Source organism: Halanaerobium saccharolyticum, from assembly GCF_003259895.1.
Classification (GTDB): Bacteria; Bacillota; Halanaerobiia; order Halanaerobiales; family Halanaerobiaceae; genus Halanaerobium; species Halanaerobium saccharolyticum_A.
Map to the genome: position 1 here is coordinate 47408 of NZ_QLME01000015.1, position 23719 is coordinate 71126.

Here is a 23719-nt window from a genome sequence, read left to right on the forward strand (position 1 = left end):
TTATAAATGCAGCAGTAATTTTCTCAAATCAGTTTTTCTATAACTTTAATAATATTTGCCAGAGAATCTTTTTGTGACATTGATTCTGCTGCTGCTGACATAGATTTTAATTTTTCTGTGTCTTCAATAATTGTTTTTACTTTATCCAATAACAGCTTATCATTTAACTCAGATTCTTCAATAACTAGAGCTGCATTATTTTCTTGAAGTGTTTGGGCATTAACAAGCTGATGATTTTCTGCAGCAGCTGCAAAAGGAATTAAAATAGAGGGCTTTGCACAGCTTGTTATTTCTGCAAGCCCAGTTGCCCCAGCTCTGGCAATAATTAAATCAGCAGCTGCCAGGGCATATTCCATTTCATCTAAATAGTCAATAATCTTTAATAATGAATTCTCTGGTTCTAAATTATTATTTTTAAGTTTAGCCAGCAGCTGACTATAATTTTTTTTGCCGCTTAAATGCAAAATTTGAATCTTATTCTGAACTGCATATTTATATAGAGCTATAATATTTTGATTAATTATCTCTGCTCCCAGACTTCCACCTGTAATTAAAATAGTCTTTAGCTCTGGATTTAATTTTAATTCTTTATAAGCTTTATCCCGGTTAACTTTTAAAATTCTGGGACGGACTGGATTACCTGTAATTTCAATTTTATCTTCTTCCACCTTTAAATAATCTGCTGCTTCGGAGAAATTCAGACAGATTTTATCAACTACTCTGGCCAGCAGCTTATTTGTAATACCTGGATAGGCATTTTGTTCGTGAATTATTGTTTTTTTTCTCAGCAAACTTCCGGCCAGAACAACAGGTCCAGCCACAAAACCTCCGGTACCAATAACAAAATCCGCTTTAAAATCTTTAATTATTTTTAAAGCTTTGAAAAAAGCTCTGGTATTAAAATATAAAGAACTAAAAATCTTTGTTGACATTTTTCTGGGTAGGGGTCTCACAGAAAAAGCTTTAAATTCAAATCCAGCTCCTGGCACAATTTCAGCTTCCATTCTATGATCAGAGCCAAGATATAAAATCTCCCAGCCTCTTTTCTGCAGCTCTTCAGCTACAGCAAGTGCCGGATAAATATGTCCTCCTGTTCCTCCACCAGTAATTACTGCTTTCATAATTTATCTCATCCTTCAACATATCGCGAAATATTTAATAATAGAGCCAGCCCTACTAAATTAATAACTAAAGAAGATCCACCGTAACTAATTAGGGGCAAAGTAATACCAGTAACAGGCATCAATGAAGTTACAACTGCTATATTTATTAAAGCCTGAATAATAATCATTGAGGTTATACCTACTGCCAGAATTGAACCAAATGTATCATCAATTCGGGTAGCAATTTTTAAACCTCTCCAGGCAAGTAAAAAATAGAGACTGATAATAAATAAGGTTCCAAGCAGTCCAAATTCTTCTCCAAGAACTGCAAAAATAAAATCAGTCCCCGGCTCTGGCAAATATAAAAATTTCTGATGGCTGTTACCCGCACCTACTCCAAATAATCCACCGGATCCAAGTGCCAGCAAAGATTGGATAATATGGTAACCACTATCCAGCGGATCCTGCCAGGGATTAAGAAAGGTAAATAGTCTTTCTCTCCGGTAGGGCTCAGCCATGATTGCTGCCAGTGATAAGAACAAAGAAACTATCCCCAGAACAATGAAGGTAGAAATTTTAATACCACCTATAAATATCATAGTGGCCGCAACTGCAGCCAGAGTAACGGCTGTACCAAGATCAGGTTCCAGTAAAATTAAAAACGATATTAAACTGATTACTACCAGAGGTGGAAAAATCCCATTTTTAAAATTTTTCATTTTACCTTTATTTTTATCTATATAAGCAGCCAGATAAATAACTACAGTAAATTTGGCCAGTTCTGATGGTTGAAAACTAATTGGTCCTAAAGGTAACCATCTCCGGGACCCTCCGGCCATTGTTCCCACCCCGGGAATTAAAACCAGAATCAAAGTGCCCAGGGAAATCAAAAGCAGATAAGGAGCTAATTCCTTTAATTTTTTATACTTTAGTTTGTAAATGACTGCAGCTAATACCAGTGCTACTCCTAAATACTTAAGCTGATTATTAAAAAAGTAATAGCTGTTAGAAAAAAGTTGCTCAGCCTTAACAGAGCTGGCTGAAAGAATCATTATTAATCCGCTTAAAACAAGAGCTATAATTGTAAATAACAAAATAAAATCAGGCAGCTTTTTTCGCATAACTTCTCCTTAATCAATATTTTTTATAACATTCTTTTGAAAAATATTACCTCTTTCTTTATAACTGGAATACATATCCCAGCTGGGACAGGCAGGAGATAAAAGCAAAATTTTATCCTGAGATAATTTTTTTGCTCCAATTTGAGCAGCAGCTTCCATTGTTTCAGCTTTTATTATTTCCAGACCGGAGTCAGTCAGAAGAGAAGCTATTTTATCTGCAGTCTCTCCCAGTAAAATTAAAGTCTTGACTTTCTCTTTAATCACAGGTAACAAATTTGAAAAATCAGCATTTCTATCCTGCCCTCCAGCTATTAGAATAACATCCTGCTCAAGACTTGTAAGTGCTTTTAAAGCTGCATCAGGGTTAGTTGCTTTTGAATCGTCAATAATTAAATAGTCTTTTTGGTTTCCTACAACTTCCATTCTATGTGATTGTAGTTTATAATTTTCCGCAGCCTGCTGTATTTTGTCTATTTTCTGACCGGCAAGATAAGCTGCTAGAGCTGCGAAAGCAGCGTTTTTGCGGTTGTGTTCTCCTGGTAAATCAATTTTATCAAAATTAAGCAGACTAAGATTCTCTTTCCGAAAATAAGCTTGCTGTTGATTAATCAATAAATCAGCAGCTTCAAATTCAGAACTGATACCTAAAACATCTGCTTTTAGTTCATCTTTTAATTTTAAAAGATAGGGATCGTCATAGTTAAGAATCGCAAAATCATCTTCTTTTTGATTTTTGAAAATATTTTTTTTGGCTTTCTGATAATTAGCCTCAGTCTGATGTCGATCCAGATGATCTGGACTGTAATTTAAATAAAGAGCTATTTTTGCTTTAAATTGCTCAACCGCTTCTAACTGAAAAGAACTTAATTCCAGAACAACTTTTTCTCCAGGCTGCAGTTGATCAATAATAGAGATAAAAGGAATCCCTATATTCCCTGCCACTTTGACCTGGTTGCCCTCTAAGTCACTCAGCATTGCCCCCAGCAGCTCAGTGGTGGTAGTTTTACCATTGGTCCCTGTAACAGCTATAATTTCGGCTTCTGACTGTCTAAAGGCAAATTCGATCTCACTAATAGTTTCAATCCCCTTTTTTCTGGCCTCTTTTAATATCTCTAAGTCATAAGGAACCCCGGGACTTAAAATAATTAACTCGCTTTCTAAAATTTTTTCTCCATTAGTGCCCAGATCAAATTCTGTTTTTTTACTTTCAACCTGAACTATCAAATCCTTTAATTCTTCTCTATTTTTTGAATCAGCAACAATAATTTTTAAATCAAATTTTGATAAATATTTTACTACTTCCAGGCCGGTTCGGGGGCTAAAACCCAACACAGCAACTTTTTTATAATCTAAAGACAATAGAATCTAACTCCTTTTTTAAGTTTGAATTTTTATTAAACTAAAGAAAGTAGAGCAAAAAGTGATAATAAAATTGTAATAATCACAAATCTAAAAACAATTTTATTTTCTGCCAGTCCACTTAATTCGAAGTGATGATGAATTGGGGTCATCTTAAAAACTCGTTTACCATCTGTAATTTTATAGTATGGTACCTGAATTATAACAGAAAGAGTTTCGATAACATAAATACCACCAATAATTAATAAATAAAGCTCAGTGGCTGTAAAAACTGCTGCTGCTCCAAGCAAAGCACCAATTGCCAGTGAACCGACATCTCCCATAAATACTGATGCTGGACTGGCATTAAACCAGAGAAAGGCAGTTGTACTCCCTGCCATAATCAGCATCAAAAGAGTGTATTCTGGTAGGTTAATCAAATATAATAACAGGGCAAAAGCTAGAGTAACCACAGTGGTTATTCCAGCTGCCAGACCATCCAGTCCATCAGTAAGATTAACTGCATTAGAGCTGCCAATAACTACAATAAATGCCAGTATAAATTTAGCAGCTGTACCTAAATTATAAGAAGCATAAAAAGGAATCAATATACTGTGTTGATTAACTACAAAAACAGCCACCACTGCTGTTACTGCTGCTGCAGCTGTCTGCAGCACAATTTTTTGCCAGGCCCGAAGCCCCAGGGATCGTTCAAATTTTATTTTCAAAAAATCATCTAAAAAACCGGTTAAAGACATTATAAAAGTTGTCAGCAAAATTGCTGTCATTTCAAAATTTAGCGGCAAAATAAAAACCGAGATAAGTAAGAATACCGAAATAATTAAAAGCCCACCCATCGTTGGAATTCCTGCCTTTTTTAAATGGCTTTTAGGGCCATACTCCCGCACCTGCTGACCAAAATTAATTTTTTTTATATAATTAATAAAAAGATTACCACTAATAATTATTAAAACTAATGGTAAAAGATATGCTAGAATATATTGCATTTTAGAGCTCCTTATTTTGTAATTCAGCTGCTATTTCTTCCAATTTATTGGCTCTTGAACCTTTAATTAAAATTAAATCATCTCTCTTTATTTCAGCAGCAAGAAAATCAATGCATTCCTGATTATTATTCAGAATTATAATTTTTTTTGATTGGATTTTAGTCTCGGCTCCAGCTGCGATATTTTTGGCTTGACTACCAATTGTTATCAATAAATCTACTTCTTTTGCTGCAGCATAAGCCCCAATTTCCTGATGTTTAACTTTACTTTCAGAACCCAATTCCAGCATAGAAGCCAGAACAGATATTTTCCTCTCTGCCTTTAACTCAGCTAGAACATCAAGAGCAGCCTTTACTGCCAGCGGATTTGCATTATAACTATCATTTATAATTCGGGCCCCATTATTTAGTTCAATAAACTCCATTCGATTGGAAGAAAACTTTGTCTGCAAGAGCCCCTGCTGTATTTCAGATACCCTAAGATTTAGTTTAAATGCTAAAATTATAGCTGCCATTGCATTATAAACATTATGTTTACCGGCTTTATTAAATTTAAAATTATAAACCTCATCACCATATTCTACTTTGAAATTTAAGCTTTCTTTTTTTTTATCAAAATAATAATCTACTGTCTGCAGATCTGCCCCAGTTTCAAAACCAAAATATATTACTTCTGCTGCTGTAGTTTCTCCCATATTTCTGGTATATTGGTTATCATAATTTAAGATAGCTGTCTCAGATTCTTTGAGCTGATCAATTAACTCTTTTTTTGCCCGGGCAATATTTTCCAGACTGCCCAGCTGTTTTAGATGAGCTGCAGCGACATTTGTTACAATCCCAAAATCTGGTTTTGCTATTTTGGCAAGCAGTTCAATTTCTCCCAGAGCACTCATTCCCATTTCCAGGATAGCAAATTCTTGGTCAGCTGTTAAACGTAATAGAGTTAAAGGAAGTCCAATATGATTATTATAGTTTCCCTCAGTTTTTAAACAATTATATTTTTGAGATAGTACAGAATATATCAAATCTTTAGTAGTAGTTTTGCCAGCACTTCCGGTTACAGCTACCACTTTTAAATCAGCAAATCTTTTTCTATAATTATGAGCAATATTCTGCAGGGCTTCGGTAGTATCAGAGACTCTCAATACAGCTACCTCTGATTTTTTTAAAAAATCGCTTTTAATTTCCCGATCAACAATCACTGCCCTGGCTCCATTTTTCACAGCATCCTCCAGATAAAGATGTCCATCCTGATCTTCACCAATAATTGCAATAAACAAATAATTATCCTTAACTTCCCTGCTGTCGATTACAATTTCTTCTATTGTCTGCTCCCCAGTTCCCTGAAGTAATTCTGCTCCAGAAAAATCAATTATTTTATTTAAATTTAAATTCTCCATTTAAATCCCTTTCACTTCTGCTGCTGCCTGTGCTGCCTGATAGGCAACTTTTCGATCATCAAGTTCTATTTTTTTGTTTTTAAAAATTTGATACCTCTCATGACCTCTGCCCAGAAGCATGACTAAATCGTCTTTTTCAGCCAGCTTGATCGTTCTTTTAATTGCCTTTATGCGATCAGCAATAATTTCATAATTATTAAATCCCTTACTAAAGCCAGTTTCTATTTCAGCAAAAATCTCTGCTGGATCTTCACTGCGTGGATTATCATTACTGATAACTGTATAGTCAGCATATTTTTCTGCCAGAGCAGCCATTGCAGCTCTTTTGCTGTGATCTCTATCTCCACCACAGCCAAAAAGAACAATTAATTTATTCTTATCCATTGCAGCAGCTGTTTTTAAGACATTTTCCATCCCATCAGGAGTATGAGCATAATCAACAACTATCTGAAAATCCTGGCCTGCATTTATAATTTCAAAACGTCCTGGCACAGCAGAGATATTAGTTAAAGCTTTTTTGATAGTTTCCTGGTCAACTCCCAGCAGATCAGCTGTTAAAATAGCAGCCAAAGAATTATAAATATTAAAAACTCCACCTAAATTCAGTTTAAATAGGGTCTCAACTCTACCGGCTGTTCTGTATTCCATACCCCTTTGATGAAGTTGATAATCAGAAGCATATAAATCTGCTTTTGAAGAAGATAAACTATAAAAATAATTCTTTGCCCCTGATTTTTCCTGAATATAATCCGCATTCGGGTCATCAAGATTAATCACCGCATATTGATCTGAATTTAACTGAGCAAATAATTGAGATTTAACTGCTAGATAATTCTCCAGATTTTTGTGATAATCCAGATGCTCGGGACTAATATTAGTAAATATGGCTCCAGCAAATTCCATACCTTCTACTCTGTATAAATCCAGAGCATGAGAAGATACTTCCATTACCCCGTATTTAACTCCCTTTTTTCTCATTTGAGAGAAATATCTGTATAAATCTATTGATTCTGGAGTTGTTCTGCTTGAATCAAGTGCCTGGTCTCCAATGATATTTTTAATAGTACCAAAAAGAGCTGCGTTTCCGCTGTATTCTTTTAAAATCTTATATAACAAATAGGCAGTCGTTGTCTTACCATTAGTTCCGGTAATTCCAACTAACTCAATATCTGCAAGTGGATTCTCAAAAAAAGTTTTACCAAGTTGAGCCATTATTTTTCTGCTGTCATCTACCTTGATATAACTGATACCATCCTGATAATTAGAAAGCTCTTTTTCTATAACTACTGCTGTGGCTCCTTTTTTGATAGCCTGGTCAATAAATTGATGTCCATCCACTTCGAAACCAGAAATAGCAATAAATAAATTGTCTTTTTCAATTTCCCGGGAATCATATTTGATTTCCGTAATTTCATTATTTAAATTTCCATTTTTTAATTTAAAATCTATATTATTTAATAATTTTTTTAACTTCATCTTAAAGCTACCTCCACAGTTAATTGGTCAAATTATTAGATTAAACTACTGGAGTTTTAAATTTATCTTTTTAGAACTTTTAACTCTACTGCCAGGATAAACTGACTGGCCAACTACCTCCCCAGAACCATCTAAAATCAAATCAAGACCTTTTTTCCCGGCAAGTTCTTCTGCTTCAATACCTGTCATACCTCTAAAGTCAGGTACTGAAATCATCATATTTTCTCTGCTTTTTTTCTCACTAAAAAGCCAGACTGTAGAATTATAATTTGTTTCTACTCCAGACGCAGGAAGCTGATTTTTTACTACTCCCTCATCTCCAATTAGTTTAACATTAAATCCTTTTTCTCTCAAACTTGTTTCTGCAGCTAAAAATTCGGTTCCTATTAAATCAGGCACCATTATTTTTCTTTGCTCCTGTTTATAATTAAAGTCGTTATTGCGGTCAGGCTTGATATTTAAATAATTTAAAATATTAGCTGTTAAATTCCTAAAAACAGGAGCGGCTGTCTGACTACCATAATAAGTTTCACCTTTAATATCATATAAAATAGTTAAAATAACTAAATCCCGACCTTCTGCAGGTACAATTCCAATAAATGAAGAATCATAAATATCCTCATTATAATGTTTTGCTGTACCCGTTTTACCACCAATCTCATAGCCCTCAATAGCAGCCTGAGTTCCCGTTCCACTTTCTACTACCTGTTTTAATAATTCTTTTGTTTTGTCAGCAGTGCTTTTAGATATAACCTGCCTCACCACCTGAGGCTCGTTGATTATATTTTTAGAATCACTGCCTGTATCGACCTTTTTTACCAGGCGTGGTCTCATTAATTTACCTTCATTGGCGACCGCTGACACAGCTGAAGCCAGCTGAATAGGTGTTACAGAAAGACCATGACCAAAAGAAAAAGTTGCCAGTTCCAGAGGACCAATCCTTTTATATTCCGGGATAATTCCTGCTGCTTCTGCCGGCAGCCGAATCCCGGTCTGTTCTCCAAAACCAAAAGCTTTGATATAGGAATAAAAGGTTTCCTTATCCATTTTTAGACCAACTTCTACAAAGCCAGGATTACATGAATTTTTTACAACCTCAGCAAAACTCTGGCTGCCATGACCTACATTACTCCAGCAGCTTATTTCTTCATTTTCTACATAAATATGACCTGGATCAGTTAAAATATCATTTTCAGTAATTACACCTTCCTCTAAAGCGGAAGCTGCTGTAATTATTTTAAAAGTAGATCCAGGTTCAAAAACATCATTAATTGCTCTATTGCGCCAGTTTTTTTCAGGATAATCAGCAAAATTATTTGGATTATAAGCAGGAGTATTAGCCATTGCCAGCAGATCTCCATTCGACGAATCCATAACAATCACTGACCCACCCGAAAAATCAAATGTTTCAGCAGCATTTTTAAGTTCTTTTTCTGCCATATACTGAATTACTTCATCGATGGTTAAGTGGACATTGTAGCCATCCCTACCTGGAACAGCCTCTCTTATCCCATTAGGAATTGTTCGGCCTTCAGCATCCTTTTCTACAATCATTTTTCCAGCTTTACCGCTTAAATAGTTATTATAAGAAAGTTCCAGTCCGTTAAGACCATTATTATCTACCCCGGTAAATCCAATAATATGAGAAGCAAGCTCTCCTTCTGGGTAATATCTTTTACTTTCTTCGGTAAAAGTAATCCCTTTAAGATTTTTGTTTTCAATTTTTTGATATGTTTTTTCACTAACTTTGCGCTGCAAGAAAATTGCAGCTGCACTAGAAGTGATTCGTCTATAAATAGTATTATAATCATTATCCAGAATCTCAGCAAGTTCTGAAGCGGTTTTTTCTGGATTAATAATATTATCCGGCAGAGCAACCACAGTCTTTGCTGGTAAGCTGACTGCAAGTTTCCTGCCGGTATTATCATAAATTATTCCTCTTTCTGAATTAACTACAAATTCTTTAACCCTCTGATTTAATGCTTTATGTTCATATTCTGCACTATTTATTACCTGGATCCAGACAAGTCTTAAAGCCAAAATAATAAATAATATAAATATAATTGCAAAATAGAAGATCACTCTATTTTTGACACTCTTTTCAAGTTGCTGCAAATTTATTCCTCCTATTCAAGAGATTCTGCCTGAACAGTGGTAACTTCTCTTATTATTTTATCATAAATTTGCGCTAAGAAAAACTTTTCTTTTGGAAGATCAGCCATAAATTTTTCTTCTTTTTTGATTTGATTATTATAAACCAGGGTTTCTTTTTTATCTGCTTCAATCATATTCAATTCTGTTTTTGCAATTTTTTCAACTTCTGCCAGAGATGTTTTGCTGGCCAATTCTACTTCCAGTCTTTCATTTTTGGACTTAATAGTTTCTAATCTTTCTTCTAACTGCAGCAATTTAGAACTACTTTGATTAATATTTAAAACTTGAGAAATATATAACAAAATAGAAATACTAATAAAAACCATCATAAATATATATAATATTGTGAAGGCCTGTTTTTTTACATTAGTAAAATTATAGGATGATTCATTGAGATAATTGCTCTGAGAAACTTCGCTTCCATAACCTGGTCCCGTATACATTTTACTACCTCCTTATTCTTAAATCTTCTCTGCTACTCTCATTTTCGCACTTCTTGAACGTGGATTTTCCTCTTTTTCTTCCTTAGAAGCCTGAACTGGACTTCTTGTTATAACCTTAACCTGCGCTTTTTTATCACAGACACAGATTGGAAAGTCCGGTGGACAGGTACAATCTTTTGCCAGATTTCGAAATTTATGTTTTACTATTCTATCTTCCAGTGAATGAAAGGTTATTATTACCAATCTGCCTCCTGGTTTTAAATAGGCAACTGCCTTATCAATTAGATTTTTAAGCTGTTCCAGTTCATTATTTGTTTCAATTCTTAATGCCTGAAAAGTTCTTCTGGCAGGATGCCCCCCACTTCTCCTGACAGCTTTAGGTATAGCGGCTTTAATTACCTCAACCAGATCAGCTGTGGTTCTAATTTCTTCTTCTTCTCTCATTTTAACTATAAATTCGGCTATTCGAGCAGCCCAATTTTCTTCTCCATACTCAGAAATTATTTTTTCCAATTCTGCCTGAGAATAATTGTTTACTATATCCCGTGCAGTTAGTTTTTGTTCGGGGTTCATTCTCATATCTAAAGGGCCTTCTTTTTGATAGCTAAAACCCCGCTCAGGATTATCCAGCTGTGGAGAAGAAACGCCTAAATCAAAAAGCATTCCGTCAACCGCTTCCACTTCTAATTCTGAAAGTACCTGATCAAAATCTTGGAAATTTGAGTGAGCTAAAATTAAAGATTCTTCATCTGAAAAACGTTCTTTAACTGCCTCAATTGCAGCGGTGTCCCGATCAACTGCAATTAATTTACCGGCTTCAGATAAGTTTTTTAAAATTTCCGAACTATGTCCTGCTCTACCCAGAGTACCATCTAAATAAACTCCAGCTTCTTTAATGTTTAAATATTCAATTGCTGCTTCTAATAATACAGCCTGATGAGTATAATCCATATTATAATCCTTTCTAGATTCCTAATTCCTCCATTGCATCTGCAATATCTTCATAAGAATCTTCTACATCATCCATGTAGGTATTCCATTTTTCTTTGGCCCAGAGTTCAATTCTATTTGCCAGACCGATGATAACTATTTCATGATCAAAATCAGCATAATCTCTTAAATTTATTGGTAGGGAAACCCTTCCCTGTTTATCTAATTCGCATTCGTTAGCTCCTGAAAAGAAAAAGCGGACAAAATTACGGGCATTTTTACTGGTCATTGGTAGGGAAGTTAATTTTTTTTCTAATTCTTTCCACTCAGCCATTGGATAAAGAAATAAACAATTGTCAAGCCCTCTAGTGATCACAAACTGCTCACTTAAGTCTTCTCTGAGCTTAGAAGGAATGATTAAACGTCCTTTATTATCCATATTGTGAGTGTATTCTCCCATAAACATAATATCACTTCCCACTTTCTACCCTTTTACTCCACTTTTCACCACTTAATAATTTTATTCTACATCAAAGAGAAAAGTCCTTTATATTTATCAAAAAAATATTAAATTATTAAGAAAGAAAAAAAATAACTTATCAAAAGATAAATCATGAGCTATAATTTTCTTGTTAATCAAAAAACCCACCGCAAATGGGTGGGTTTTTAGTCATCATTATTTAAATATAACTTTCTGGCTCGTGATATTTTATTAAATCCATATTTTCTTTTTAATTCATCTATAGTTTTATCCAGCTGATCTTCTTCCTCAGCAAATAAATTTAACTGTTCCTGTCCTTCCTGACAGAGATTTGAAACACCAAGGCCCAATAATCGCAGTGGTTTATTTAATAAATGATTTTGAGTTAGTAATTCTTTTGCCTTTTGATAAATTTCTTCACTGCTGTTTACAGCAACTTTGAGAGATTTTTGCCTGCTGTAAGTACTAAAATCTGAATACCTGACCTTAATAAAAACAGTACTACCCTTGAGAGAATTGCTGTGAAGCCTAAAAGAAACCTTTTCGCTCATTTTAAATAAATAAGCAAATAGCCTATCTCGGTCCTCAATATTATCAGCAAAAGTTTCCTCATGGCTGATCGATTTAATTTGACTTTGACTTTTTACTTCTCTTTTATCTATCCCCCGGGAAAGGAAAAATAATTTTACTCCAGCTTTTCCATATTTCTTTTTTAATTCTTCCAGAGAATAAGGCCAGATATCGCTGGCTTTATAAATGTTTTCCTCTTCCAATTTAGAAGCAAAGACATCACCAACACCCCAGATTTTATCAATATCCAGCTTACGCATAAAATTTTTAATGTCATTTCTTTTAATTACAGTCAGACCATCTGGCTTATCATAATCCGATGCCAGCTTAGCCAGAAATTTATTGACAGAAACACCAACAGAAATAGTAAGTTCAGTTTCTTTTTTTACTTCACTTTTTATTTTCCTGGCAATTTCTACTGCACTGCCATATAATCTGTCACAGCCTTTTACATCCAAAAAAGCTTCATCAATAGATAGTTTTTCAACTAAAGGAGTATATTTTTTTAAGATAGCGAAAATTTCTCGAGAGGCATTTTTGTACAATTGATGTCTTGCTGGTAGATAGATTCCATCAGGACATAACTTTTTAGCCTGAGCAATAGGCATTGCCGAATGGACACCAAATTTTCGAGCCTCATAAGAGGCAGTAGAAACAACACCACGATTACTTAAGTTCACTCCACCTACAATTACAGCTTTACCTTTAAGTTCAGGATTCTCCCGCTGCTCAACCGCTGAAAAAAAAGCATCCATATCTGCATGTAAAATATGAATTTTATTCATTTAACTTTTCCTTTTTAAAGCAAGCTCTACCAGGTCATCTAAAAGTTCAGTATATGTTATTCCACTTTCTTTAAAAAGTAAAGGATACATACTAAACTTTGTAAAACCCGGCATCGTATTAATTTCATTAACCAGAATCTGATCCTGCTCTTCGTTTACAAAAAAATCAAGTCGAGATATTCCTTCAGCTCCAACAGCTTTAAAAGCTTTAAGCGATAATTCTTTAATTTTCTCCTGGCTTGCTGATGAAATATCAGCTGGAATAATTAACTCTGTACTCTGATCTTCGTATTTAGCCTGATAGTCATAGAAATCATGAGTGGAAATGATTTCTCCTGCTGTAGAAACTTTAATATTATTTCCCGTACCCAAAACAGCAGATTCTACCTCTCTGCCCTTAATACTGCTTTCTAAAATTATTTTTTTATCATATTTAAAAGCTTGATTAAGAGCATTTTCAAAAGAAGTTAAATTTCCAACACGACTAATTCCAATACTGGAACCCATATTAGCAGGTTTGATAAAAAATGGCAGACCTAAACTTTCTGCAAAATCTGCAAAAAGATCTGCAGTTTTTAGCTTATTATATTCGTCTTTTTTTAGTATTTCAAATTCACTCTGAGGAATATTATAAAAGCTAAAAATCTGCTTCATCACAGCCTTATCCATTCCTACTGCCGAGGAAGTAAGATCACAGCCAATATATTTAATATTTAAAGTATCTAAAAAACCCTGGATCTTTCCGTCTTCTCCATAAGGTCCATGCAGCACAGGAAAAACTATATCAACTTTTTTTTCTAAAAATTGAAGAACTTCCTGCGGCAAAATATTATCCCTCTTAATCTCTGGAACTTTTTTCTCATCTCCCATTAAAATTTTCTTTGATTCCTCTAAAGTACTAAAAAATCCTTTTTTGCTGATGGCAACTGGAAAAATATTGTATTTTTCCTGATTAAAGGCCTGATAAATCGAGCGGGCAGAGAGTAATGAAACTTCATGCTCGGCTGATCGTCCACCAAAAAAAAGGGCAATATTTAACTTTGGCTTAAACAATAAAACCCCTCCCCTCTAACTTAATTATTAAAATAGTCTATTTTCATAACCTCTCTTACTTTTTTCAATGTTTTCTGCGCTTCTTTTCTTGCTTTTTCTGTACCCTCAATTAAAATCTGATCAACCAGCTCTGGATTTTCAAGATATTTCTTTCTTCTTTCCCGCATTGGTTCTAAAAAATCATTCAGTTTTTCAGCCATTAGCTTTTTACAGGCTACACAGCCAATTGTTCCTGTCCTACATTTTTCTGCAATTTCATCAGATCCTTCAGTATTAAATGCTTCGTGATAATGAAAAACTGTACAGACTTCTGGATGGCCCGGATCATCTTTATGAATCCTGGCTGGATCAGTTTTAGCCTTCATTATTTTTTGAGCAACTTGATCTTTACTATCACTTAAATAAATTGCATTATTTAAACTTTTACTCATTTTATTTTTGCCATCAAGTCCCATTAATCTTGGGAAATCACTGATTAAAGCCTCTGGTTCCGGAAAAACTTCTCCATACATATTATTAAATTTACGTACAATCTTTCTGGTCTGTTCAATATGTGGAATCTGGTCTTCTCCTACAGGAACTAGATTTGCCCGACAAAAAGTAATATCAGCAGCCTGGCTTACCGGATAACCCAAAAACCCATAAGACATTTCCTTATAACCATACTGTTCAGCTTCAGACTTAATAGTTGGATTATGACGTAACTGATTTACTGTAACTATCATAGAATAAAAAACTGTCAGCTCTGCAATTTCTGGTACAAGAGACTGCACAAAAATAGTTGTTTTTTTCGGATCAATTCCAGCAGCAAGATAATCTCTTGCTACCTGCCTTACATCTTCACTTAATTTATCGGGTTTATCAAAATTTGTAGTTAAAGCCTGCACATCTGCTATAATTAAAAATGTATCATATTCATTCTGTAATTCAACTCGATTCTGCAAACTCCCAACATAATGGCCTAAATGCAGTTTGCCTGTCGGTCTATCACCTGTTAAAATTCTTTTTTCTTTTTTCTTTGACAAAATCATCACCCTTTTTCTGAAATAATAAGTTTTACTTGAATATCTAAATAATTTCTGCTAAAATTATATTAAAGATAATAATGATTATTAATAAATTTTAGGAGGATAAATATGGCTACGAATACTCGAATGACTAAACAGCGTAAGGCAATATTGAGGGTTTTAAAAAGTACTAAATCTCATCCTACAGCTGATTGGATATATGAAAAAGTTAGAAAAGAAATACCAAATATTAGTTTAGGTACTGTTTATCGGAATTTAAATGTTCTGGCTGAACATGGTGAAATTAATGTTTTAGATTATGGAAGTAACCATAGTCGCTACGATGGTAATCCCGATCATCATTACCATTTCCGCTGTCAAAAATGTGGGGGAGTTTATGATCTAGATCTCGATTTATGTGCAGACTTAAATAACAAAATAAATACTAAAACTGAATTTATAGCTCATTCTCACCGCTTAGAGTTTAGCGGTATTTGCCCAAAATGTCAGCAGAAAAATTAAATTTTTTCTGCTTCTTTTTTTGCCAGTAGATCAACTTCATCATTAAATTGATCACCGCTGTGGCCTTTTACCTTCTGATAACTTAATTCAAAGTCAGAACTAAGCTGATCTAATTCCTGCCACAAATCCTGATTGGCCACTGCGTTTTTACTGGCTGTTTTCCATCCATTGCGCTTCCAGCCTTCTATCCAGCTTGATAAACCATTAAGTACATAACTTGAATCACTGTAAAGTTCTATTTTGGTATTTTTAGGAATTATTTTTAGAGCTTCAATTACTGCTTTCAATTCCATTCTATTATTAGTGGAATCTTTTTCTGATCCTGAAACAGTTTTTAATTTTTGAGAATCTGGATCTAAAATAACCGCAGCATATCCTCCTGGGCCCGGGTTCCCAAGACAGGCTCCATCAGTATATACTTTAAACTCCTGAAATCTATCTAATTTTTTTATTTCTCGCTTATCAGACTCATCTGGACTTTCTTTTTTCTCAACTTCAGACTTCTCCTCTTTACTCTGCTCAGAGTTTAGTTCTTCTAAAAGCTTAGCAGCTCTTCTCAGATGAGGAATTACTATTGAGCCTCCAACAATTAAGGCAACATTCATAGCTTCATATATTTCTTCTTTGGACCAGCCTGTTTTAACTGCTTCAATTATATGATATGTAATACAATCATCACATCTTAAAACCAGAGAGGAAACCAGTCCTAATAATTCTTTAGTTTTAGCCGGGAGTTTTCCATCCTGATAAACTTTATGATCCAGATTAAAAAATCTTTTTGTATTCAGATCTCCCTCTTCCAATATCAAATCGTTCATTTCAGATCTAAATTTATTGAATTCTTCCAAACTATCCTGCATTAAATCCCTCCTGGTTCAAATAGTCAATATATAGATACTTTAAACAAATATACAGTAATAATACAAAAAAATTAAAAGAAACCGGACAGCAAAATGCCGCCCGGATTTAATTGTAATTTTATTTTTCAATTGTTTTAAGATAAGATTTTACTGCTGTATCAGATTTTAATTCAAGTATTTTTTCGGCTTCTTTTTTGGCCTCTTCTATAGTCCATTTAGAAAGAATTTCTTTAGTTTTTAAAATTGAAACCGCACTCATACTAAACTCATCTAATCCAACACCTAAAAGATATGGTATCAGATATTCATCACCAGCAGCTTCTCCACACATTCCTACCCAGATACCTTCATTATGAGCAGCTTCAATAGTCATTTTTATTAATCTTAAAACTGCGGGGTGATAAGGGGTATGCATCGGAGCTATTTTTTCATTTGTTCTATCTACTGCAATTGTATATTGGATCAAATCATTTGTTCCGATACTGAAAAAATCAACTTCCTGTGCCAGAAAATCAGCAATCATAACAGCTGATGGAATTTCTATCATCATTCCAATATCAATATCTTCATTAAATTGCTGTCCTTCTTCTTTAAGTTCTTTTTTAACATCTTCCACAATTAGTTTTGCTTCATCCAGTTCTTCAAGAGAAGAAATCATCGGAAACATAATTTTTAAATTTCCATACTGGCTTGCTCTTAAAATAGCTCTCAGCTGAGGTTTGAAAATATCATCTCTTTCCAGACAAACTCTAATCGCTCTGTACCCTAAAAAGGGATTCATTTCTTCCGGGAAATCTAAATAAGGTAAATCTTTATCTCCCCCAACATCTAAAGTTCTAATTATAACAGGTTTGTCACCCATCTTTTCGGCAGCTTCTTTATAAACTTTAAACTGTTCTTCTTCAGTAGGTAGCTGGTTGCGGTCCATATAAAGGAATTCTGTCCGGAATAAACCTACTCCCTCTCCCCCATTTTCTAAAATAGGAGCAATATCATTTACATTCCCCATATTACCTACTACTTCAACTTCCGTACCATCTTTTGTTTTAGCTTTTTTATCCTGATATGTTTCCAGTCGTTTTTGTTCTGCTTTATATTCAGCAAGTTTTTCTTTATATTCTTCCAGAGTAGAATCATCTGGTGAGAAATAAACTTTTCCGCTATTTCCATCTACAATTATCTCTATATTATCCTCTGCTTTTTCAATCAACTCACTACCAAGACCAACCACAGCCGGTATGCCAAGGGATCTGGCCATAATGGCAGTATGAGAAGTTCTGGAACCATCTTTTGTTAAAAAAGCGAGAACTTTATCTGTATCAAATTGAGCAGTATCAGAAGGGGTCAAATCTTCCGCTATAATAACTATTTCTTCCTCCAGCTTATCAGAAATATCTTCAACTCCCAATAAGATTTTCACAACTCTCATTCCTACATCTTTAATATCAGAACCGCGTTCTCTTAAGTACTCATCTTCCATAGCTGAAAACATAGCAGCATATTTATCCACAACATCTTTTACTGCTGCGGCTGCATTCAGCTTATCGTCTTTTATCTTATCTTCAAATGCAGGAATAACTTCCGGATCATCTAAGATCATCAGATGAGCACCAAAAATTTCTGCTTTTTCCTCTCCCATTTTTTCAGCAGTCTGTTCTTTTAATTGCTGTAAAGATTCTTTTGCTTCTGCAAGCGCAGAATGCAATTTTTCTAATTCTTCATCTACCTGATCTTCACTTATGTTTTTTCTATCAATTTCAATTTTCTGGTCTTTTTTAACTAAAGTTTTGCCAATAGCTATTCCTGGTGAAGCAGCAATTCCTTTCACTAAAATCACTCCTCATCCTCTTTGGCCATCTCAACTTCAATAAAATCAACTAATTCTTTTACTGCTTCGGAAGCATCATCACCCTCAGCTCTAACAACGATCTCATTACCTTTGCCAACACCAAGACTCATAACACCCATAATACTCTTTGCATTAACTTCCTTCTCTTCAAAAATAATTTCTATTTTTGAATCAAATTTACCTGCTTTCTGCACAAATTGTGCTGCAGGCCGGGCATGCAGACCGGTCTTATTAGTGATTATAACCTTCTTTTCTTCTACCAATCTGATCATCCTTTCGTATTTTTATTTTAATGACTGATTCATTTATACATTTTATCATAAATGCAACCAAAATTTCATCCTTTTTTACAAATTATTTTTATTTATTATTGATTTTTCTTCAATTGTGGCTATTACTTCCTCTAAATTTTTACCCAAACTTGCCTCTACCGCACCTAAAACTGCTCCTTCAACCAGGGGCGCATTGGCCAGTCTAATTAAATTTTGCTTTTCTTCTGGCAGCCATTCCTTAACCATATTAAAACTCATTACTGCACTCCCTAAATCTGCCAGTACAACTATTCCATCCTGACAATCCATACTTTTTAATTTTTGTTCAATCAGATCAGCATCTGTCCCCAGCTCACCATTATTTATTCCTCCAGCAATTTGAATATCAATTTCATCCTGTTTCATCTCTTCAGCCAATTCTTTAGTACCTTCCGCAATTTTTAAACTGTGAGATATAATTAAAATATTAACCATTTCCACACCTCTTTTATTATAAATAGCTTGTAATGAATGTTTTAATCATTAAATAGGCAGAAGTTGCTCCTGGATCCTGATGTCCGATACTTCTTTCCCCCAGGTAACTCGCCCTACCTTTAGTTGCCTGCATTTCAATTGTGTTTTTCATTCCTTCGGCAGCTGTCTCCAAACAATTATTTAAAGCAGTCTCTAAATCAAGGTTGTTGTCGCGGCTTTGTTTTAAGGACTCAGCTGCAGGAATTATAGTATCCAGCATTGTCTTTTCTCCAGCTTCAGCTTTACCTCTTTTTTGTATACCAGCTATAGCTTCTTCTGCAATTTCAACTAAATCATCCAGATCAAGCCGTTCATCTGAAATCACCTTAGAAATATTTAAAAAAGCTGTCCCATAAAGAGGTCCAGAAGCACCACCTACGTTAGAAATCAAAGTCATTGCTGTCAGCTTAAATAACTCATTTCTCTCTGTAAAAGTTTCATTCTCTAATTTCTCTTTTAGCTTTTTAAATCCTCTGGCAAGATTTATACCATGATCTCCATCACCAATAGCAGCATCCAATTCTGTTAAATACTCTTTATTCTCAATAATGACATCTGATGTTTCTAATAATATTTTTTTTGTTTTATTAGCCATTTTTACCACAATCCTTATAATAAATTAATTTCACTTTCCGCTTCCAGTAAATTAATTAAATCATCATCCAGTTTCAAAATAGTAATTGAGAGACCTTCCATTTCTAAGGAAGTCATAAATTCTCCCACATAAGTTTTATAAATCTTGATGCCTTTATCTTTTAGCAGTTGATTAGCTTTTCTATTTGCTATATAGAGCTCCATTAAAGGCGTTCCCCCCATCCCATTAATCATCAGGGTAACTTTTTCATTCGTTTTTATCTCTAAGTCTGATAATATATCATCCAGTAATAATTCCACTATCTGATCTACCTTCTTTAATTTAGTTTTTTCAGTACCTGGCTCACCATGGATACCAATACCCATTTCCATTTCATCTTCAGCTAATGAAAAAGTAGTTTTTTCTGCTGCCGGCAGCTGACAGGGGTTAATAGCCATTCCTTTTGTTCTAACATTTTTTATAACCTTTTCCGCACTTCTTTTTACTTCTTTTAGATCGGCACCCTGAGCTGCTTTCGCTCCAGCAATCTTATGCACAAATACTGTGCCAGCAACACCCCGGCGTCCAGTTGTATAAAGGCTGTCTTCTACAGCAACATCATCATTAACAACTACATGGTCAACTTCTATTCCTTCTGCTTCTGCCATTTCTGCTGCCATTTCAAAATTCATAATGTCCCCGGTATAATTTTTAATAATTAATAAAACTCCATTACCACTATCCACTGTCTTAATCGCTTCAAAAATTGCATCAGGAGTCGGAGAAGTAAAAACATCACCAGCTACAGCAGCATCCAGCATTCCCTGGCCTACATAACCAGCGTGTGCTGGCTCATGACCACTTCCGCCTCCACTAACCAGAGCAACCTTTTCGACCGGTGCATCTTTTCGAACTACTACATTATAATCATTCAGTTTTTCCAGACGCTGATGACTGGCCATTACAATTCCTTCGATCATTTCGCTGACCACATTGTCCGGATCATTAATTAATTTTTTACCCATTATTACCACCCTTTCAAGTTATAATTCCACAGCTGATGATCACTTGTTGAAACAGCAAAAATCCCTTTTTCTTTTAAACTTTCAACTTCAGTTTTGTTATGAATCAAACCGCCTGCAATCACTGGAAAATCATATCTACTCTTCTTTTGTCTTTCAATAAAATAGGGTGCTGCAATTCCCGGTAAAATTTCTACTGCATCAACAGTTTGTGAGTTCAGTGATTTTTCGGCACTGATTAAAGAAGCAGAATCCAGAAGAAAGACCCGCTGAATAGTCATTAAATTATATTTTGCAGCCTCTTTAATTAAATAACCTTTGGTTGAAATTATCCCATCACATAAGTCATTTTCTGCAAGATATCTAATTCCTTCTCTATCATGAGCTATCCCGTTAACCAGATCAATATTTACCATTAAAATTTTATCATTATCGTGTGCCAGTTTCATTGATTTTTCAAGATCAAAAATAGAACCAGTTAGTAAAAATATTAAAACTGAATCTTTAACACTCATTGCTTTACTTAAATCTTTAATATCTCTAATAGCCGGAATAATTGGATACTTAATAAAATAACCAGCTAGATGTTTCAAATTTTTGCCTCCCTTTAGAAAGCTCCCAGCCGGTTGACTGGGAGCTAGCTAATAAATAATTTTTTTTAAGACTTCAAATCAAATCTATTAACTAATTGATTTAAATTAGCTGACATCTCAGCTAATGAATCAGCCAGAGATGTAATCTCTTCAATCGAAGCGTTCTGTTCCTGACTGGCTGCTGCAACCTCTTCAGTATTAGCAGAAGTTTCTTCAGAAATACTGGCAATTTCACCAACTTCTTCTACTATTTCCTCACTATAGCGGTCAACATCTGCTACAATTTTAATAGAATCAGAGATTCCTCTGGCAGCATTTTTAATTTTTTCTTCTATATCAGCAAAAGATTCTTCTGCACTACTGACAACTTCTTCCCCATTCTTAATTTCACCAATTCCATCATCCATCCGTGAACTTGCAGTTTTAGTTTCCTGCTTAACATCTTCTACTAGTTTTCTAATCTCTCCCGCAGAATTTACCGATTCTTCAGCTAGCTCTCTAATTTCATCTGCAACTACAGAAAAACCTCGTCCGGCTTCTCCTGCCCTGGCAGCCTCAATTGCCGCATTTAAAGCAAGTAAATTAGTTTGTTCAGCTATATTATTTATGATATTTAAAATCTCATCGATTTCATTGGAAATTGATTCTAAGTTGGAAATTCCAGAGGCAACTTCCTGAATAGCATTTCTAATTTTAGCCATCTGACTGCTAACTCTATCCATTTCTGTCTTTCCACCTGCTGCAGCTGTTTCCATTTCCTCAGCTAATTTTTCAACTTCTTGATTAGATTGTTTTAGCTTTTCTATATCATTTGCCAGAGTTTTTATCTGCTGATTAATATTATCCACACTGGCTGCCTGGTCATCAGCACCAGAAGCTACATCATTAATTGACTGAGCTACCTGAGTTGAGACATCCCCGACCTCTGTTGAAACCTCTTTTAAATAAGTTGAAGATTCTTCTACCTCATCAGAAGCCTGATTAATATTTAAAATAACTTCTTTAAATTCTTTAACCATATTATTAAATGACTGACTCAACTTACCAATTTCATCCTCTTTATCAGCACTCTCAGTCAGTAATATTTTATTACTCAAATTACCGGAACCAAGCTGATCAAAGGCATTAATTAGTGTTTTAAGTGGTTTTAACTGCCAGTTTAATAATAAATAACTGGCAACAAATAAAACAATAACTCCCAGTAAAGCAATAACTAAAATGATATTTCTTATATTATTGACTGGACCATTGATTACTGCAAGTGGAACATCAATAGCCATATAAATTCCGTATTGTTCACTTATTTGATCAAAATACTGAGTCCGACCATCTGCAATTCTCACTGCAGATTCCTGCTGAGTGTTAACCTGTTCTCTTAACCACTGTTCTTCTATCTCTGTTCCCATTAAGGATTTATCTATATCACTTAAAATATACCCCTCACTATTCAACAGACTAAAAGATGAGACATTTTCGAGAGATTCTAAAGTATCACTATAAAAAACTTCAAGATTTGTAGCCATTACATAGTAACCGATCACTTCTTCTTCTCCTTCAGCTGTTTCATTGGTGATCTCTGCCTGAAATAAAACATGTGGTTCACCATCTATAATATGTACTTCTTCACTGGAAACATTCTGGTACTGATCTTCAGGTAAAATTTTACCTGCATAATCATAAATATTTTCTTCTCCTTCAATTCTAGAATCTACAAGTACCAGACCTTCAGTGGTTGTTACGTAAGAAAATTGAGTTTCCTCAAACATTCGATTATTATCTTTCAGTAAAGCTGCCCTGTTAATAAAGGTGCTCATCCAGCCTCCACCAGCCAGATCAATAATTTCACCATCTTCAATATAATAGTTACTCATATTGGCCAGATTATAAACATCTTCAAAACTGGCAAAGTACTCTGTTCTTTCCTCAAGGCGAGTTAGCTGGCCCAGTATTTCCTGGCGCTGATTTTCCCTAATCAGATTAATTCTCTGATCAATTTGATCAGACATTATGTTTTGAGTATAACTATAAGTAAAAAATGAAACTGCAGCCATGACAGCAATCACAATAATTGTTAAGATTAAACTAATTTTCCATTTTAAGTCCATATTTTTTAGCAATAGCAACATCCCCTATTATTTATAATTTATTTAACCCTTACTATATACTTTGATTTAAAACTGCAAAATCCTGCTTAAATTTAAAATTTATTCCGAAAATAGGGGAGATACCAGAAAATAATTAAATCTTCTGGTATTATAATTCATACTATATTCCGCTAGATTTCTTCTGGCATATCTCTGGTGGCTACAATATCTGCACCAGTATCCAGTATATTTTCTATTAAAACATCTCCCATTTTAACGGGTGCTTCAATTTCTTTGTCTCCTATAATCTGCATAGCTTTAAACATATTTTCTAATGGTATCTGTTTTGTTGTCTTTACCGGACAGAGGGATAAGGCACCATTTTTTATTCTAATTGTAGTTGGTAAAATCCTTGTTGGAGCTACTATTTCTTCTTTAGCATAATCCTGACCCTGAGGACAGGCATTTCCTTTAATATCTATAATCTCATCACCTTCGTACTCAACTGTTACTTCACAGCCTTTAGGACAGGCTACACAGGTCAGGCTTTTCGTTTCTATCAT

General features: G+C 34.5%; 23 protein-coding genes and 1 pseudogene. 1 reads left to right on the top strand and 23 read right to left on the bottom strand.

What is annotated here, in order from left to right; all coding sequences use genetic code 11:
- Positions 1-23: 23 nt before the first annotated feature.
- From murG to trpS, 13 genes are all read right to left on the bottom strand, one after another.
- Entirely contained in the window at positions 24-1121 is a 1098-nt protein-coding gene (gene murG, locus C7958_RS10255; protein ID WP_111572584.1) for an undecaprenyldiphospho-muramoylpentapeptide beta-N-acetylglucosaminyltransferase, read from the bottom strand.
- Positions 1122-1129: 8 nt separating this feature from the next.
- Positions 1130-2224: a putative lipid II flippase FtsW gene (ftsW, locus tag C7958_RS10260; protein WP_111572585.1), complete on the bottom strand. Its 1095-nt coding sequence runs from the start codon at positions 2222-2224 to the stop codon at positions 1130-1132.
- 9 nt (positions 2225-2233) lie between these two features.
- A complete protein-coding gene (gene murD / locus C7958_RS10265; protein WP_111572586.1) occupies positions 2234-3583 on the bottom strand; it encodes a UDP-N-acetylmuramoyl-L-alanine--D-glutamate ligase in 1350 nt (449 codons plus the stop codon).
- A gap of 35 nt (positions 3584-3618) precedes the next feature.
- Positions 3619-4569 (bottom strand): phospho-N-acetylmuramoyl-pentapeptide-transferase, encoded by a 951-nt coding sequence (mraY, locus tag C7958_RS10270; protein WP_111572587.1) that lies wholly within the window; start codon positions 4567-4569, stop codon positions 3619-3621.
- Between the two features lies 1 nt (position 4570).
- Complete coding sequence (locus tag C7958_RS10275) at positions 4571-5968, bottom strand: UDP-N-acetylmuramoyl-tripeptide--D-alanyl-D-alanine ligase (protein ID WP_111572588.1); 1398 nt, start codon at positions 5966-5968, stop codon at positions 4571-4573.
- Entirely contained in the window at positions 5969-7444 is a 1476-nt protein-coding gene (locus C7958_RS10280) for a UDP-N-acetylmuramoyl-L-alanyl-D-glutamate--2,6-diaminopimelate ligase (RefSeq protein ID WP_111572589.1), read from the bottom strand.
- Between the two features lie 45 nt (positions 7445-7489).
- Positions 7490-9559: a PASTA domain-containing penicillin-binding protein gene (locus C7958_RS10285; RefSeq protein ID WP_111572590.1), complete on the bottom strand. Its 2070-nt coding sequence runs from the start codon at positions 9557-9559 to the stop codon at positions 7490-7492.
- 11 nt (positions 9560-9570) lie between these two features.
- Positions 9571-10041, bottom strand: a complete 471-nt coding sequence (locus C7958_RS10290) for an FtsB family cell division protein (RefSeq protein WP_111572591.1) — start codon at positions 10039-10041, stop codon at positions 9571-9573.
- 18 nt (positions 10042-10059) lie between these two features.
- Positions 10060-10992 carry a 16S rRNA (cytosine(1402)-N(4))-methyltransferase RsmH gene (gene rsmH, locus C7958_RS10295; RefSeq protein WP_111572592.1) on the bottom strand — a complete coding sequence of 311 codons (933 nt, stop codon included), beginning with the start codon at positions 10990-10992 and terminating at the stop codon, positions 10060-10062.
- Between the two features lie 13 nt (positions 10993-11005).
- Entirely contained in the window at positions 11006-11437 is a 432-nt protein-coding gene (gene mraZ, locus C7958_RS10300) for a division/cell wall cluster transcriptional repressor MraZ (protein WP_111572593.1), read from the bottom strand.
- 200 nt (positions 11438-11637) lie between these two features.
- Positions 11638-12807: a DNA polymerase IV gene (dinB, locus tag C7958_RS10305; protein WP_111572594.1), complete on the bottom strand. Its 1170-nt coding sequence runs from the start codon at positions 12805-12807 to the stop codon at positions 11638-11640.
- A complete protein-coding gene (locus C7958_RS10310) occupies positions 12808-13860 on the bottom strand; it encodes a D-alanine--D-alanine ligase family protein (protein ID WP_111572595.1) in 1053 nt (350 codons plus the stop codon).
- Positions 13861-13880: 20 nt separating this feature from the next.
- Positions 13881-14885, bottom strand: a complete 1005-nt coding sequence (gene trpS / locus C7958_RS10315; protein ID WP_111572596.1) for a tryptophan--tRNA ligase — start codon at positions 14883-14885, stop codon at positions 13881-13883.
- Positions 14886-14996: 111 nt separating this feature from the next.
- Here trpS and C7958_RS10320 point away from each other — a divergent pair, with 111 nt between their 5' ends.
- Positions 14997-15389 (top strand): Fur family transcriptional regulator, encoded by a 393-nt coding sequence (locus tag C7958_RS10320; protein ID WP_111572597.1) that lies wholly within the window; start codon positions 14997-14999, stop codon positions 15387-15389.
- On the opposite strand, the gene rnhA is transcribed toward C7958_RS10320, so the two are convergent.
- The 10 genes and pseudogenes from rnhA to C7958_RS10365 form a co-directional block, all read right to left on the bottom strand.
- Positions 15386-15841, bottom strand: coding sequence for a ribonuclease HI (rnhA, locus tag C7958_RS16130; protein ID WP_347877294.1), 456 nt, complete (start codon positions 15839-15841; stop codon positions 15386-15388). The genes C7958_RS10320 and rnhA overlap by 4 nt on opposite strands.
- A 102-nt stretch (positions 15842-15943) precedes the next feature.
- A pseudogene (locus C7958_RS16135) lies at positions 15944-16249 on the bottom strand (carboxymuconolactone decarboxylase family protein); the annotation flags it as partial.
- Positions 16250-16367: 118 nt separating this feature from the next.
- Positions 16368-18086, bottom strand: a complete 1719-nt coding sequence (ptsP, locus tag C7958_RS10330; protein ID WP_111572599.1) for a phosphoenolpyruvate--protein phosphotransferase — start codon at positions 18084-18086, stop codon at positions 16368-16370.
- The gene (locus tag C7958_RS10335) at positions 18083-18361 is read right to left on the bottom strand and encodes an HPr family phosphocarrier protein (RefSeq protein WP_208320751.1); all 279 of its coding nucleotides are present in this window, start codon (positions 18359-18361) and stop codon (positions 18083-18085) included. The genes ptsP and C7958_RS10335 overlap by 4 nt, the downstream gene beginning before the upstream one ends.
- Before the next feature lie 84 nt (positions 18362-18445).
- Entirely contained in the window at positions 18446-18844 is a 399-nt protein-coding gene (dhaM, locus tag C7958_RS10340) for a dihydroxyacetone kinase phosphoryl donor subunit DhaM (protein WP_111572601.1), read from the bottom strand.
- A 16-nt stretch (positions 18845-18860) separates the two neighbouring features.
- Entirely contained in the window at positions 18861-19487 is a 627-nt protein-coding gene (gene dhaL, locus C7958_RS10345) for a dihydroxyacetone kinase subunit DhaL (RefSeq protein ID WP_375669775.1), read from the bottom strand.
- A 5-nt stretch (positions 19488-19492) separates the two neighbouring features.
- Complete coding sequence (dhaK, locus tag C7958_RS10350) at positions 19493-20482, bottom strand: dihydroxyacetone kinase subunit DhaK (protein ID WP_111572603.1); 990 nt, start codon at positions 20480-20482, stop codon at positions 19493-19495.
- Positions 20483-20484: 2 nt separating this feature from the next.
- On the bottom strand, positions 20485-21072 hold the full coding sequence (locus C7958_RS10355; RefSeq protein ID WP_111572604.1) for a glycerol-3-phosphate responsive antiterminator: 588 nt from the start codon (positions 21070-21072) through the stop codon (positions 20485-20487).
- A 65-nt stretch (positions 21073-21137) separates the two neighbouring features.
- Entirely contained in the window at positions 21138-23189 is a 2052-nt protein-coding gene (locus tag C7958_RS10360; RefSeq protein ID WP_166668522.1) for a methyl-accepting chemotaxis protein, read from the bottom strand.
- Between the two features lie 158 nt (positions 23190-23347).
- Positions 23348-23719: a DUF1667 domain-containing protein gene (locus tag C7958_RS10365; RefSeq protein ID WP_111572606.1), complete on the bottom strand. Its 372-nt coding sequence runs from the start codon at positions 23717-23719 to the stop codon at positions 23348-23350.